Consider the following 16,580-nt stretch of genomic DNA (forward strand, 5'->3'; position numbering starts at 1 on the left):
CCTCGCCGGCCACCGCACCCACCGGCACCGTCACGGCGGCCGAGCGCACCGTCGCCCAGGCCCTGGACCACAGCGGCCTGGTGCCCGCCGCCTGGGGCGGAGGCGGCTACACCCTGCAACCGCGCCTGGACGGCACCGTCGCAATCACCATGACGATGCTCCCGTACGAGGCGCCCAACCAGCGCGACGCACGCATCGGCGAGCTGTACTCCCTGGGCTACAGCGTCACCACCGTCAGCGAGGACAACCCCCGCTCCGCCCACCGCGGCGAAGCCCGCCACGTCGTCGTCGAACTCCCCCAGGGCCGCGCCGCGGAGCAGTGGCAGCTCACCCGAGAGATCAGCGCCCTGCTGGCGGCCTACCGCTCCAGCCTGGACCCGACGGAGACCTTCCAGGTGCGGCCCGCCGACGAGCGGCACTTCCCCGAAGGCAGCCTGGCCACGGCCGTGGTCGTGCACGCACGGATCACGGCCGAAGCCGATCTGAAGCGCTCCGGATACCTCACCGAACGCCTCAGCGACGGCGGCCTGGTGGTCCGCCGCCCGCTGGGGGCCGTGCCCATCGGCCGACACACCCCCGCCGCCCAGGCCCGCCCCGCCCACGTGCGGCTGCACACCGTGGCCGCGGCGCTGCGCCCCCTCCACAACCAGCTCACCGACATCCTCACCCTGCTGCACGACCACCACCCCGGCCTGGTCGCCTTTGAAGACGTGCAGGGCATGTGGGACGAACTCGCCGCCATCGACGCACAGCTCCCCCTCGAAACCAACCCGCCCACCCGCGTCCTGGACCTCTCGCCACGTCGCGCCGCCATCGAGTCCACCCGCGCCTGGGCCGTCCTGGAGCGGCTGCAGAACTCCTTCGGCGCGTACGGCACCGACGTCGACCGCGCCCTGGTCGACCTCTACGGGGACGGCGCCGACGACTTCGTCCACGCCCGCGCGGCCCGCCTGACCCGCCTCCTGCGCGCCTACGCCATCGGCGACGCAGGCGCCGCCGAGCCCGACCTGTCCGCGAGCCCGACCCGCTCGGAGATGGAAGACCGCGTCCTGGCCCGCCATCAGGAACTCACCCAGCCCCCCGCGCCCGCTGCACAGCCGCAGCCTGCCGGCGCCGAAACAGCAACCGGCCGCCCGCAGGACGCGCCCGACCAGGTTCCGAACGAGCAGGACAGCCCGGACGCCGGCGCCGAACGTGACGCCGAGGACGACCAGCCCTCGGCGATGCCTCCCGCCGCCGGGGGCGGCGCCGGACGCGACAACGCGCCGCCGCCCGCACCCGGCGGCAACGACGAACCCGAACAGCCCGCCGAACACCCCGCGGACGAACAACCGGTGCCGGCAGGGGCCTTCACCCACCGCAAGGAGATCAGCGCACCGCGCCGCGCGCTCAACCAGGCCGTACGGGCACTGGCCCGCACCGCCCACTTCAAGAAACTGGCCGCACAGACCGGGCCCGAGACGGCGCTGCGCGAGGCCCTGGAGACCTTCACCCGAGTCTCCCTACGCCAGCCCGGCGACTTCCACGCGGCCGTCGAATCCATCCACGCGGCCGTCACCGCCGTCCAGGACGCCTGGTCGGACACGACGGTGCCCGACGACGCCGCCCAGGCACTGGCCGAGGCGGTGCAGGCCGCCGACGCCTTCGCCACCGCCTGGCGGGCCACCGCCTCCTCGACGGCCTGGGACACGCTGTTCGAGAACGTCCCCCGCCCCAGCCTCTCGCAGGTGCAGCCCGCCTTCGCAACCACGGGCCCGGACGCCGAGACCCCGGCCGAGCCGGACGGCTTCGAGATCGCCGATTCCGACGTGCCCGGCATCACCCTGGCCGAACAGCACGCCGTCATCCGCACCCTGATCAACGACTTCGGCACGCTCAACTCCGGTGCCACCGAGCCGGGATCAGGACTCGCGGCGTTCGTGCGGCGGATGGACGACCCCGCCCAGTGGCGCGCATGGCGCGACGAACTGGTCGCCTCCGGCCGCGGCACCTGGCTCGGCGGATCTCGCCAGGGCGAGGACCTGCGCGCCCTGGAACGGCTCGACCCCGCCCCCGAAGGCATCCTGATCTCCACCCAGGGGAGTGACACCCGGCCCGCGATGCGCATGGTGATGCGCTGGGAGGAGCTCCCCGCCTGGGTGCACCTGGGCCTGAGCGAGCAGCAACGCCGCGAACTCCTGGACGCCGACACCGCCTACACGGCCGCCACCCGGTCGACCCCGGAGCACGATGCGGCCTGGGCCCGGCTCAACGCCGCCGAGCAGGTGGTCTGGGACACCCTGCAGGCAGCCGGGGCGCCCGCCGCCGAAGCCCTCGCCGCTTCCTGGAACCGCTACCGCGCCCCCGAGCCGGAGGCAGAAGCGGACTCCCTGTTCGACCTGGACTCGACCACCCCCGAGGGCGGCCCCTACACCAGCCTTGAGGAGTTCACCCGCGCCACCGCAGACCTCATCACCGCGTCCTGGGCGCTGCTCGCCCACCCGCAGTGGCCGGCCGCCGACCCGCGCACCCGGCAGCTGCGCGAGGCGAGCGCAGCCGTGCGGGCATCCAGCCTCACCACCCCCTCCGAAGCAGTCCGCGCGGTACTGCTGCTGGCCCGGGCCACCCAGCAGGCCACCCACCTCCTTGAGGGTCTGCCGGCGGAGGTACGGCCCGCCTTCGCCACGCTCGCTGACCACGCCCGTCGGCACGCCGACCGTGCCGCCGCCACCGCGTGGGGCGAGACTTGGCGGCAGGTGTTCCCGTCCACGTTGGAACTCTGGTACGAGGACCCGTTCCTGCTGCCACGCCTGGGCTACCCGGACCCGCGCCCGCTTCTCACCCCGGCGCAGGCCATGGAGCCGCTGGGCGACCACGAGGCCTCCGGGAACCAGACCTACGAGCAGATCACCCACGCCGATCACCCCGACCGGCTGTCGTACGCGGTCCCCGGCACCGACGGCTTTACCGTGCTGGAGGCGCCGGGCATCTTCAACGGCCCCAGCTACACCCTGCGCACCCCGGACAACACCGTCGTGGCCACGCTGGTGAAGGAGGGCTCGGGCTGGCACACCGTGATGGGGGAGCACCTGCCCCACCACACCGACCAGGTACTCACCATCCTGCCGCCGCAGCCGTACGGGCCGGACAACTTCCACCACGCGGTCCTCAACGCCCTGCGCGTCTGGGCCGAGGAACACGCCCAGCCTCTGCCCGGCCACGCCACCTACCCCGATGCCATGCGCGTGTCCTGGGCCTTCGCCAAGCTCGAGCCGCTCGCCGGCGCGCTGCGCACCGCCAGCCGCCGCGTCTGGCCGCTCACCCACAGCCAGCAGCCCGCCCTGGCGAAGGTGCTGCGCGCACTGGAACGGGTGGAGCCGCACGACCGGATTCAGCTGGGCAACGACCAGATCCGCACCAAGGCCGACGCTATCGAGGGCCTCACCCCCGCCGTACGCGCGCTGCGCACTCAGCTCGAGAACGAGCACCTGCACACGAGCGACCTCTACGGGCTGGTCCGGGTGCTGTCCGGACACGCCCACGAGATGCCCGGACGCCTGCGGACCTTCGCCGACTCCCGCACCACGCCCAAACCCGGACCCGCGGCCGCCCCGACGCCCGAGACGGCCGCCCCCGCAACGAAGGCCGAGACGACCACCGCCCCCGCAACGAAGGCCGAGACGACCACCGCCCCCGCAACCGACGACGGACCACCGGTGACGGAAGGCGGCGTCTGGGACCCCCACTACCCCGTCCCCGAGACGGTTGCTCAGCTGTGGAAGACCGCCCAGGCACAGGGCTGGACCATGACCCGGAGCACCACCGACTCCGGCTTTGCCAGCCAGCGCCTCAACGTCGAACTCGAAGCCCACACCGTGGTCGGCGACTGGCGATTCAGCCTGGAGTGGCACCCGCGCAAGGGGAAGTTCGCTGCCGACAAGCAGCGGTCCTTCGCCCTGTGGCCCGACGGCCGTAAGGGACCGCGCGGCGGCGAGACCCACCCCACGATCGCGGATGCCCTGAACGCCATGCAGCGCTACGCGGCGACGCCCGCCCCCGTCGAGGAAGAGGCCGAGGTACCTGCTGAGCAGGCGGTTGCGGCCGAGCCGACGGTCACCCCTGGGGCCTTCGCCGGGCAGCCGGAGGCGGCGCAGCAGGTACCGGCCGAGGAGCCCGGCGCCACACCCGAGCCGAACCAGAACACCGCCATGCCGTTCGACGCGCAGGAAGTGGCGGGCATGCCCGGCTACTGGTGGCGACTGGAGCCGCCACGCGAAAGCTCCCGCGACGACGTCGAGCGCATCACCGTGGGCTACGGCACCGAGCAGATCGGCCACGGGCACGGCCCCAACAGCTGGGACGGAACGGTCAAGTGGCGGATCGCGGTCGGCACCGACAACATGCCCGGCGAACGCACCCCGTCCGCCAGTGCCAAGAAGATCGCCGAACGCCACCAGGCCCTGCAGGAGGCCGCTCTCGTCACCGGACCCAGGCCCGCGGAAACGGTGTGGATCCACCACGAGCGGGACCACGGAGAGGAGACCCGCACCTACGTCTTCGGTGTCGCCGAACACGACAAGGACGCCCTGGCCGCTCTGGAGGCCGAAGACTTCATCCGCATGCCCAGCGCCGGCGCCTGGGTCCAGCGCAAGGGCACTCGCCCGGAGACACGGGCCTACAAGACGGGCCTGTTCGTGCGGCGCATGCTCAAGCTGGGCCGCAGCATCGCCGTGCATTACAGCCGTGACGGCGCTCCGGCGGACACCACCCTGCCGGAGATCGGCCTCGACCAGCGCGGTGAACTCGATCGGCTCGCCCCCCAGCAGCGGCGGGACTGGAGCCCGATCGAGTTCCAGCCCGGCGATCAAGTCCTGCTCTCGGGCACGCAGGCCTGGTGGCACACCGTCACCGAGGTGCACCCGGAGCAGCTCACGCTGGAGCTGGAGAGCGTCTATTACGGCAAGGTGCTCGCGCGCCGCCGCGGCCAGGACCTGATCACCATCGCCGACCCGGTGGGGGAGGCCACCGCCGCGCGGCCAGGCAGCATCGACCTGCGCAACGCACCGACGGAGTTTCTCGAAGAGGAACGAGCACGCCTTGACCTCCCCCTGGCCGACGAGGCGCACCGCCCGTTCATCGAGGCCCGCAAGGAACACATCGCCGCCGCCATGGAGCGGCGCGCTGGCATCCTCGCGGAGAAGGAGAAGCTCCGGGCCACCCTGCAGGCCGTCCTGGCCAACGACAAGGAACTCAAAAGCCTCAGCGGCAAACGACTCTTCAACGAGCTGGGCGAACCTCTGGGAGCCGTCCTCAACAAGGACAAACTGCCAGATCCCCCGGCAACCTCCACCAAGAGCCACAAGTGGATCTTCGTCGATCTTGACGGCAATGCCCTGAGGGCGATGGAGCGCAAGAGCGACGTCGAGGGCTGGGCGATTCGTTGGGAGGACCGACTCCACGACGCCGCACCTCAGGGCTGGCGACGCGGCGCGTGGGCGCAGATCACCCCCGGTGCCACCATCCGACTGCCTGAACCCCAGGGCAACAAGCTGACTCCGGACAGTTGGTCGCCGCCGCTCACCGTGACCAGCATCAGCCGGGCAGCCGATGGCTCGGTCACCGTGGACGGAACCCGCGAGGATACGGCCGTCAGCTACCACCTCACGGCGGCCATGGCGAAGGCCGGTCCGCTGCGGGAGGCGGTGGGCGAGCTGGCACTGCGCCCGGAAACCGTCGTGACCCGAGCGGCGCGGCCTGCCCTTCTCGCGGCGCTCGACCACCCGACCAACGGTGTGCTGTTCCCGGTGATCGGCCACGACGAGCTGATGGGCAGCATGCGGGCTGTCCGCGCCGCCGCCGAGGCGATCGAGACCAGGCCGACCCCGATTGCCAAGCTCTGCGAGCAGGTGCGCACGGCGCGCGGCGCCCTCACACGTCTGGCCGAGGTGGCCACTGCGGACGGCGTCGAGGTGATGCCGGAGCGAGCGCGTGCCGGGGTGGAGGTGATGGAGTACTGGGCCGCGCAGCTCCAGGACCTCGATGCGGCCGCCGCCCGCCTGCTGTCCGGTGTGGCAGCAACGCCCGCCCCAGCGGCGCCCGCCGAACCCGCCGTTGCTGCGCCGGAGACCCCTGCTGACGTGACTGAGGCGGAGGACGGCCGTGCCGAGGGTCCGGTCGGCCGGCCCTGGACGGAGATGCGGCGCGAGGACTTCACGGGAGACGAAGCTCCCCCGGCGCCGGAGCAGGAGGCGGTCCCAGAAGGACAGATGGCCCTCGACACCCCCGCCCCGGCGGGCGGCGACGCCGAGCCGGGAGAAGAGACGTCGCCCGACCTGCCCGACGACGGCATCGCGGCATCGGGATCGCAGGACCAGGAACCAGCTGCGGCTGCCTCGGCAGGGCAGTCGGCCAGCTCCGCCCCGGACACTGAGTCCACTCCCGATGCCTGGGCCAGCGACCCGGTATCGGTCTACGACGCATTCCGGCTCGGCGGCCGCGAGAGGGCACAGGCTCTGGCGGCCCGCGCCAGGATCGGGGAGCTGCAGGCCGACGGGCAACTCGTGCGGGCACCGGTCATCATGGACGGCCAGGTCATCGGCTCTGTCGTCACCCGGCCCACCGGCGGCTACGCAGCCACCACCATCGAGAACTGGACGACCAAAGAGCCCTACGAGACCGTGGCGGGCGCGGTCGCCCTCGTCGTCCAGGCCTTCGACGAGTGGGAAGTCACCCGCGAGGAGCGCGAGGCCCGGCAGCGCGAATTCGGGCTCGCCGAGTCCCAGCCCACCCCCGAGGGCGAGCTGCCCGACGACGCCACCCCGGTGCCCGGCTACCCGGGTTACCACCAGGCCAGCGGCTACCCCGGGACCCGCATCTACGGGCCGGACAACCACGTGATCGGCACCGTCGAGAACGGCACCTTCGGCCAGGGCAAGCACAAGACCACCTACGGCGGCAGCCCCATCAAGGGCCGCGACACGATCGCTGACTCCGTCCAGCACCTGATGGACGTGCACACCGAGCTCACCGACCTGCCCAACGCGCAGACCTGGCTGGACGTCTGGATCGAGCACAACCAGGAGCGCACGATCGTGTGGGGCGCTGCCCCGCACTACCGTGAGCTGATCTTCGCGCTCGAGGTCGTCAGCGGTCCTCAGGGCTTCAACAGCCGCACCATCGACGCGGCCCACCGGCAGCACGGCCTGTACTGCCATGCGCTGCCGTCGAACTGGTCGTACGCCAAGCGCACCGAAACGGTCGACGCACTCCGGGAAATCATCGTGGGCCGCGGGCGTGAACTGCCCGTCTACGAAAGCCTGGAAGCCAAGCAGGACGCCGCCCGCCAGCAGCAAGCGGCTGCCCCTGAGACTCCTGCCACAGCGGAACAGACCGGCCCCTCGGCCGCGGAGTCCTCCAAGGCATCCGACCCCGACGACACGCTGGAATCCCTGGCTGTCGAGTACGACATCCCCGCCTTCCTCGTCGAGGAAGCCGAAAAACGCATCGCGGCCGCGAACCGGCGGGCAGAACGCGCCGGCATCGAGGCCCGCTTCACCCACACGGTGCGCACCTACGAGCAGGAGTACGAGGACGAAGACGGCACCACCCGCTACCGCGAACGCGCCGTCCTCCACCTGAACCGTCCCACCGTCCAGCACGACGGTTTCCGTTTCGTGGCCACGCTGACCTGGGACCCTGAAGCGGGTCTGGTCACCCGCACCATGCCCGGGGAGACCCTCAAGCACCGGCCGCGTGCCTGTGAGTGCGATGTCTGCCACACCAAGCGTGACCGCAAGGACACCTATGTGGTGCGCGGCCCGGACGGTGAGGAGACCCAGGTCGGGTCCAACTGCCTGCAGCAGTTCCTCGGGATCCGCCCGACCGGTTTGTGGATGCTCGGGTGGGATGACCTAGAGGACCTGACCCGCCCCGACGAAGAACGCGACCTCCTGGCAGCCGGGCGGGGCTACCAGGACCGGTTCAACACGCTGGACGTCCTGGCGCTGACGGCAGCCGTCGTTGCCGAAAGCGGCTGGAAGTCCAAGGCGGCTGTGGAGTTCACCAACAAGGCCAGCACGTCGGACGCCGTCCACACGATCCTCTTCCCGCCGAGGAACCCGCGGCCGGAGGTCGGCGCCTGGATACGCGAGACACGGCAGCGTGCCGAGGGCATGCAGTCCCAGGCTGAAGAACTGCGCGAAGCGGCACTGGAGGTGACCGGCGACAGCGAGTGGGCCATGAACCTGCGCGCGGTCGCAGGCGCGGAGAGTGTCAGCGTACGGAACCTGCCGCTACTGATCTCCGCCGCAGCCGCCAAGCAGACACGGGATCGCCGCAAGGTGGCCGAGCGTCTCGCGGAGAAGTCGCAGTGGGTCGGCGAGCCCAAGCAGTCCCTGGAGGGGGTGGCCGGCGACGAACGCGGCGTGGCCGCCGAGGTCCTGCACGTGTCCACCTACGACGGCATCCGGACCTCCACGCTGGTCAAGATGGTCACTGCCGACGGCAACCTGCTGGTGTGGTGGGCTTCGGGCTACCGCCTCAACGAGTTCGAGATCGGCGACGAGATCTGGCTGCGCGGCAAGATCAAGGAACACAAGGAGTACAAGGGCCGCAAGGAGACGGTCGTCACCCGCTGCAAGGTCGCCCCGCGCGCCGGGAAGGCCCTGGAACGCGCTCAGGCGGCGGCAGCGGCACGCATCGAGATCCCCGAAGGCTTCGCTGTCACCTTGCTCGAACCTCGCCACCACCTGGAACTGGGCGAGCAGGTCCGCATCCCCGACCACCGCAGCCCGCATCGCATCGGTCTCTCCGTCCCCTACGAGACCGTTACCATCACCAGCGCCGCCGACCGGGGCGACTACATCCGTTACTCGGGCCAGTGCGCCGACGGGCGGACCATCGACTTCTCCCCGGACATGGTCGTCGCCATGCCGCAGGAGACCGCACCCCCTAACCCCTTCGACCAGGAGGCCGACAACACCGACCCCGTCGACGTCTGGCGCCGCGTGCGTGAGGGCGCATTCGGCACCACTCTGCGGCCCGGCGGCGAGGAACAGCGGACGCCGGTCGCCGATGAAGCACAGGCCCGGGAGCTTCTGCACGAACTGGCAAAGAGGTTCGACCACCTCACGCTGCCCGAGCCGTTGGCCGAATACGCCAAGCGGCCTCGGCGGCGCAGCGCGAGCACCGCGGCTCCGGTGCAGCAGACCGAGAACTTCGCGTCGACCGGCACGGCTGACGTGCTGGAGCTTGCCCCAGGTACCGGGATCCTGGCCGACGGCTTGCCCGCCGTCGTCGAGTCCGTCCGCAGCGTCAGCAACTTCACCAGCCGCGGTTACACGTCGGCCGAGGTGGGCCTGCGCGGTGGCGACGTGATGCACCTGTATGCCGGTGAACCGCAGGAGGTGGAACTCACCGACGCGGTCGACCGGCCCGTGCACAACTTCGCCGGCCAGCTCCTGGGCGTGCAGGTGCGGGCCGTTGAGGTTGCGGCTGGCGAACACATCGAGCTGCACTGCAGCCGTGCCGAGGTGAGGGCCGCCAACGGTGTCGGAGGCGCACTGCCCGAGCAGCTGATCCTGCGCGGCTACGTGGCACCCGACCCGCAGGGCACGGGCCTTTCCCTCGTCGACACGGACATTCACAGCCTCGATGGAACCCTGCTGCGCAGAGGACTCGACCTCTCTCACCTGCCCGCGAAGGGCATGGTGTGCCGCCTGAACACTCCGCCCCACCCCGCCTACCAGGTGGAGGAAATACCCAAGACGAGCCTCAAGCCTGGCGACGCCGTCATGTCGGCATCGTGGCGCATCTACCACCACGGCGCGACCCGCGGGCATGGCTTGCGCGGCGCCGAAGTGGTCGATGCGGAAACCACGGACAGCGGCTACCGCAGGCTGACACTCAACGACCCGGTACAGGGCACGGTAACCATCCACGCGCGCACCTCGTCGTCGTCGGTTGCCGGGATCCGGGCCGAACAACGCGCCCTCCCGCCAGCGGTGGGGCCGGGTGAGCTGCCGCCGCCCAGCGTCATCGGCAAGCAGGAACCCGCCGAGGAGACCACGCCCTCGCTTCAGGCTCCGCCTCAGCCCGTCTTCACCTCGATGAAGCCGGGCGAGGCACGCGAACTGTCCTCCCCGGACGGCACGCTGTGGTGGGGCGGCAGGGCAGCGGGCCGGAAGAAGGCGATCAAGCAGCCGGTGCTCGTCCGGCTCCGCTTCGGGTCGCACGGTGTCGTCGATGTTGAGAACGCAGAGTCCGGCAAGCGCATCGACCGGATCCGCACCGGCACCCCCTTCTTCGCCGCCCCGGTCCAGTCCGCAGACCAGCCCGGTCCCAAGGCCCCCACCGAGAACGAAGACGCAGCTGCACCCGCCGTGAAGGAGCCCTCGCCTTCCGCACCGCGCACGCCCCGATCCACCGGCGAAACCGACGCAACCGCCGCCCCAACCCCTGCGCAGCGCGCGCCCCGATCGAAGGACGGGCCGGACGCGCCCACAGACCCGACCCCGCCCAAGCGCAACGAGGCGGCCACGCAGCGGCCCGAGGCGGACGCCCCGGCCTACCGGGTCAGCGCCCGCGCCACCGACGCCGGCCGGCGCTGGGCCGTGGTGGACCGCGCCAACGGTGACGTCATCTGGATCCGCAGCCCGGGCGAGGAACCCTACGAAGCCCTCTTCGCGGACAAGGACGACGCCGAGCGCATCCGCGGCAGTCTCGCCCTCGCCCCCGAACTGCGCGTCCCCGCCCCCGATCGGGCGGCCCTCGGCCCGACGACGGGCGAGGTGCTGCCCAACCGTCCGGGCCCGACCCTGGCCCCAAAGCTGGGCAAGGTCATCGCCAAGGAGACCCGCGGCACCGACCAGCTGGTCAAGGTCCAGGTCGGCGACGGCACCGGCGGCACCCGGGTCTTCGTGGCCTGGAACCCCGTCGGCGGCGACCAGGTCGAGCTTCACCAGTCCGTCTACGTCTCCGGCACCCTTGGCGCCAAGGTCCACTTCAACGGGCGGATCGAGACGCCCGTCGAGGGCGGCACCGTGGAAGGCGAAGAAGCCACCCACGACCGCCTCAACCGCGCACAGCCCGCCCCCGAGGGCTGGATAGCCGCCGACCCGAGCGTCCAGCCCACCATCGAGGTGGGCGTGCAGGTCCGCATCCTCGATCCGCACCACCCCGCCCACGCAGCCACCGACCAGCAGCTGTACAGCACGGTCACCGTGGAGTCGGCTGACGGCGCCTCCTACACCGGCACCAGTGCGGACGGCCGTGCGCTGACCTTCACTCACGACCAGGTCGTCGCGGTGCCGGCCACCGGCACCTCCCAGGCGCCGCAGCCGACCCTCCCGGCCCCCACCCGGGAGCCGGACGCCTCGCGCGAGGTGTCCGCCGCTCTCCTCAGGCAGCTGAGGGGGCAGGAATTCCCCTACGCCAAGCGCGTCGGCCGCTGGACCGTGGCCGAACTCGAGCCGCGCGAGGACGGGACCCGCATCGAGGTCCTGCTGCGCAAGAGCGGCGAATGGGCCCAGGCCGTCGAGGTCGGACCGCACACCCTGCGGGACGAGCGCGGCCACTACCACGGTCTCGAAGAGGTGCTGGCCTGGCGGGATGCCACCCAACTCGTCACCCTGCTGGACCGTCCCGAGCGAGCGCCCCGCCCCGGCGCGGCGACCCCCGTCCTGGTACAGGAGCCTGCTCCCAAGCCCCCGCTGGTCTCCCGCGCGCCGCAGAGCATGGAGGTCGCCGAGCTCGAAGCCAAAGCCGCAGCCCTCGACCAGTGGCTCGACGCGTACGCCACACACGAAGACACCGGCGCGAGTGTCCGCGCCAAGGCACAGCGCGACGCGCTGCGCGCCGAACTGGCACAGCGCACCCACCAGCAGACGGACGCAGAACAGCTCGGCGGCCAAGACGCCTTCCGCCAGGACCTGGACGCGCTCACCCTGGAGCCGGCCGACCCCGGCGGCACCCGCGACGTCACGCGCAACGGCACCCTCCTGGGCACGATCGTGGCAAGCGCCGAGGGCTACCACTTCGCCCCGGACGGCCAGCTGGCCCTGGCCGAGGGCACGGCCTACGCCAGCCCCGAGGGCGCCGCGGTCGCGCTCAGCCGCTTCCTGGCCGGCGTTCCGGAGAACCAGCCCCTTACCGCGCCCACGGCAGAGCCCGCCCCCTTCCCGGCCCCGCGCTTCGTCCTCACCGCCGAGGACAAGAAGGCCGACCCCGGCGCCGAGCCCAACATGCTGCTCAAGGCCCACCTGAGCAGCGTCGTCCGCTACAAAGCCGACACGGATCAGCGCAGCCAGCAGATGGTCGTCGAGCTCTGCCACAAGCACGGCAAGCCCGAGGCCGGCACCCATCTGAGCTCGGGCGGCCGCCTCGCGATCATCACGGTCGCTCCCGACCGCTACGAGGTCCGCGCTCCGGACCGGCTCACCCGCGTCTTCGGCCCCTGGGGCAAGCAGATCAAAACCCGGGAGCGGGCGAACCGCATCGCGGACGCACTGGAGAGCATCCGCGACGCCCAAGGGCGCCCCTTCCCCTGGGACATGCCCAACCCCACCCTTCGGGCCCTGCCCATGAAGGCCATCCACTGGAAAGACGAGCACGGCCACGACATCAAGCAAGCGATCCTGCATGCCCTGGTCACCCAGGGCCTCGACGAGCGCGACGGGCGCTACGCCAAGGAGTACTACGAGAGCACCGGCCAGCGCCTGAACGCGCCCGCCCGCCAGACCGCGGCCGCCACGAGCCCCGCCCCCGAGCAGGCCGACCCCTCCATGCCGGGCCCAGAGGCCTTCGAGATCACAACCGTCAAGAAGATCGGAGAGGTGGCCGCCTCGGACGGCACCTTCTGGTGGAAGGGCGAAGTCAACAACCCGCACCAGAAGGGACAGCTGCGCTCCGCCCTTGAGCCACTCGAGGTTCCGGTCCTCGTCCGGGTCCAGGAGTCCACCTCGGAGAAGGGCGCGAGTATCGGCTGGGTCCAGGTCCTGGACGCGGCCACCGGCGAACACCGGCAGAACATCCGCTCCACCAGTCACGTCCTGGTGGCCGCGCCCCTGGAGTCGGCAACGCCGACTGGGGGAGTGGCCGCGGCGCAGCGGCGCTTTGCCTCCCTCGGCCAGGTCCGCACCCACCTGATCTACGACAACATCCCCGGCTTGACCCCGCAGCGCCGCAGCGACCTGCGCAAGCTGGCTAAGGACCGGCAACTCGTGGAGCTCACCGCCGACGGGCAGTTCGCCCTGCGGCAGAACCCCGCCACCGACACCTACGAAGTGCTCCCCGCTGGCAGCGGCCTGCCCTTCGACGGACTGCTGCCCGACCTCTACCTCACCCCCGAGTCCGTGCGTGACCTCGCCGTCACCCCCGAGCCGCTGGAGGGCCTGCCGTCCCTGGAAGAGGCCCGCGACTTCGCGAGCCGACTGACCGAGCTGACCCTCGCGGACGGGTCGGCGCTCGACTGGAGTGACCCCCAGCTGGGCACCCGCCTCAGCGGCGAGGACTTTGTCCGCCTGAGCCACACGATCCTGGAAGAACGCGCCCACCACGACCGCGCACACGGGCACGACAACTCGCCCAGCGACGCGCTGTGGCGCCTCTTCGAAGAGCAGACGAACCGCCCCGAGCTCCCCACCGAGAGCCACCGCTGGGCCGACGCACTCGCCGAAGGCGAATGGGCCTGGATGACCATCAACGACGAGTTCAAGCCCTGGGAGATCCTCCACCGCGCCGACACCGAGTTCGGCACCGTGGCCCTCACTCTCGACGACGGCAGCACCTGGCATTTCCCCCGCAATCTCCCCGTCGAGCACCCCGGCGAAGACACCGTTCTCGACACCGATGGACAGCCCATCGGTCTGCGACTGGACGCCGGCTTCGTCCTCAACGACGACATCATCGAGTTCGACCTGGACGCGGACGGATCCGCCGTGGCGCCCACCGGCCCTGCTGGCACCCCCGCGCACGACACCACCCGCATCCGCGGCCGCGCCATGGTGACCCACCAGCACCCCCACGGCGGCGGCGAGCGCACCTACCTTCTGGACGCCACCGTCGTAGACGGCACCGTCGTCCACCCCGCCTCCGCCGAGCTCGCCCTCACTGCCTTTGCTCTGCCCGAGCACGTCTACCGGCTCTCCTCGCGTGCACCGCTTGCACACCAGCCCACCCAGCCGCAGGCAACAGCGCTGCCCCGACCAGCCCTCCAACTGACCCCCACGCCAGAACCGAGGCCGGAAGAGGAAGCGGGGCTGGACCCGGCGCTGGAACTCGCCTCGGAGCTGGAGTCCGAGCGGGAATGGGAACAGGCGCTTGAGGCGGTACTGCAGGCCGAGCCCGACGAGCCAGACGCCGCACCGGAACCGGAGCAGCCGACCGTAGCTGTGCCCGAGCCGTCCGAGGGTGAGGAACTACGCCGGAGCCTGCTGCACCTGGTCAACGATTCCACGGCGCCTTCGACGCCTACCGAGCACACCACCCTCGACGACACTCCGCTGTTCGTACGGGTCGCCGACAGCCCTCGGCACGGCCGGGTGCTGCAGTTCGGATTCGACCCCAACGCACCGCGCGCAGCTGCTCAGTTCACCGTGGCCGATCTCGAAGGGGCCAGCGGGAAGCAGGTGTTGCACGCCGTGCTGGCCCACCGGCCTCAGCAGTCGGCCGAGCGCGCCCCCATCGTCCCCGAGCGGCTCCGCGAGGACCTGCTGCGGCTCATGGACAACCCCGCCGCACCCAGCAGGCCCACCCTGCACGGCACGATGAGCCCCCTGGACCTGTACGTGGCCGTCACGCCCCATCCCGAGCACGGACGTGTGCTGCGCTTCGGATTCGACCCCAACGGCCCGGCGGCCGCCCAGTTCACCCGCTCCGATCTGCACGGCGCCACCAACGACAAGGTCGTCATGGCCGTGGAGCGTTACGGCTCGGCCTTCGTCCAAGACCGCGTCGACACCGAGCGGACCCGCCGCGCCCGCGACCGCCTCAGGGCCGCGGCCGAGGCGCGCCAGGCCACGGCCCCCTCCCCGACACCCAAGGCTCAGCAGGAGCGCCAGCCCCGTCCAGACGCTCACGGACCGCAGGCGACACCGGCCGTTGCCCAGAGCCGGTGAAGCCCACGGACCGCCTGGGGGGATCCGCCGCAAGTTTTCCGCGCGGCGGATCCCCCCAGGCGGGAGGGGTGACGGCGCACAGCGCCCCGCCCCGGCAGCGATCCCTAGCGTCGAAAGGCACTTGACCTGATCCAGGGGAAGCAGGCGGCCCGGCCGCCACCGTGATCGTCAACGAGGTGACGAATTGGCCACCGCTCCCGAAGAGTTCCCACTCCCGACCAGCGCCCCGGCCGCCTGGGGAAGTGAAGACGCGCCCTCGGCCCTCGAGACCGCGCCCGAGAGCCCGACGGGCGAAGCCACCGGGCCGCGCCTGATGGACGCCTCCAATGCGGGCCCAGAAGCGGGCTGGACGGCGCAGGAGGAGCCCCCCTCCGCGCTCGCCCCGCCCGCGTCCTGGTCCGCAGATCAGGACGTTCCATCGGCGCTGGCCCATCCGACCGGCTCCGGCCACCCCGCCGCGCGCACCGAAGCTCAGCGCGCAGAAGCCCGCACGCCCGACGGCACAACTGCCGGATGGACACAGCAGGATGCGCCCTGGGCGCTGGCTCCGCCCGGCCCTGCGGCCGAGGGCTGGGACGAGGCGGAGGTGCCCTCTGCCCTAGCAGACGCGCCGACGGCACCAGCTGCCTCCGCGGGCTGGACGACGACGGAGGCGCCCTCGGCCTTTGCCGACCCGCAGCCCCACCCCTGGGCACGTGACGACGTACCCTCCGCCCTGGGCCCTGATGCTGCTGCCGTTCCGGTGCCCCCGTCCGAACAGCGATCCGATGCTTCGCCGGAACCGCCAGCCGTACACGATGCAGCAACCCGACCCGCGGCGGCGTGGGATACGGACGACGTACCCTCCGCGTTGGCCCCCGCGCCGGGGTGGGGGAGTCAGGACAACGTCCCCTCGGCCCTCCAGCCCGCGATCGAGGAAGGGGCCGTGGCGCCCGGGGGATGGACAGACGCGGACGACGTGCCGCTCGCCCTGTCAACCGGCGAGCCCGCCCTTGCGGACGGGTGGGCGGACCAGGACGACGTCCCACCCGCATTTGAGCCCTCCGCAGATCCTGAGCCGAAGGCCGAGCACACCGCTCCCGGCGAAGGAACCTGGGCAGCGGATGATGCTCCGTCGGCCTTCGACGCACCCGTGCCGGGCGCGGGATGGGCGGCTTCCGATGAGGTTCCCTCGGCCCTCAACCCCGACGCCGACGACACCACAGCCCGCAGTGGCCGACAGCCCGCATCCAGCCGGAGCCCGGAGCAGCGTTCCGCAGGTGGTGCCGGCGATGGCCCGCGGCGCCAGTCTCTCCCCGAGGCTCGGGCACCGCGCCCCGGCTGGACGGACGAGGATGCGCCCTCCGGTTTTGCCGCCGTCGATCCGGCCCCGGGATGGTCCGGTGCTGACAACGTTCCGTACGCGCTCGCACCCGAACTGCGGCCTGCACCGGGTGGCCGCGCCAACCCGCCGCGACAGCACGCGCCCACCGATGCCGGCACCGCAGA

General features: G+C 71.7%; 1 protein-coding gene (running past one end of the window). It reads left to right on the top strand.

Annotation, left to right across the window (positions count from 1 at the left end):
* Positions 1 to 15,092, top strand: the 3' portion of a protein-coding gene (locus ACTWP8_RS19865; RefSeq protein WP_443323492.1) for an SNF2-related protein. The gene continues 13,189 nt to the left of window position 1, outside the view; only the last 15,092 of its 28,281 coding nucleotides appear in the window; its start codon lies beyond the left edge, outside the window; the stop codon is at positions 15,090 to 15,092.
* Positions 15,093 to 16,580 lie beyond the last annotated feature (1,488 nt).

Origin of the sequence: Streptomyces sp. 7N604 (assembly GCF_052245475.1) — a bacterium.
Classification (GTDB): Bacteria; Actinomycetota; Actinomycetes; order Streptomycetales; family Streptomycetaceae; genus Streptomyces.